The following is a 448-nucleotide window of genomic DNA, read 5'->3' as shown; positions in this document are numbered from 1 at the left end:
GATCCACAAATGTTCAGAAGAGCGATCAATAATCTGTTATCCAATGCCCTGCGTTATACCCCGGAGGGACAGGCCATCACCGTCTCAATAAGAGAGCAGGAGAGTTTTTTTGACCTTGTGATTGAAAATCCGGGGAAACCAATCCCTGAAGAACATTTATTAAGGCTTTTTGACCGTTTTTATCGGGTGGATCCGTCCAGACAACGAAAAGGAGAAGGCAGCGGCATCGGCCTTGCGATTGTAAAGTCAATCGTGGAAGCACATCACGGAAGAGTGCGGGTGGAATCGGACGTACGCTCCACGCGTTTTATCTTATCCGTGCCCAGACTGGAGAAAATGATCCCGGAAATCCAATGCTGAGAATAAAGATTTAAATGACAAAGATGTCATTAGCCTGTCATGCAGCAAACAGAAGCCATTCGATATAATTAGTGCAACTTATCAGGAA

1 protein-coding gene is annotated in these 448 nt (G+C 45.3%); it reads left to right on the top strand.

Annotated elements, in window-relative coordinates:
• Positions 1-360 (top strand): ATP-binding protein (locus QMN38_RS27250; protein WP_229231761.1); only part of this gene is annotated, 360 nt, incomplete at its 5' end.
• Between the last annotated feature and the right edge of the window lie 88 nt (positions 361-448).

The organism is Citrobacter sp. R-1.5.2 (assembly GCF_035064245.1).
GTDB lineage: Bacteria > Pseudomonadota > Gammaproteobacteria > Enterobacterales > Enterobacteriaceae > Citrobacter.
The sequence above is the reverse complement of the archived record's forward strand: the minus strand, read 5'-3'. Positions and strand labels throughout refer to the sequence as shown.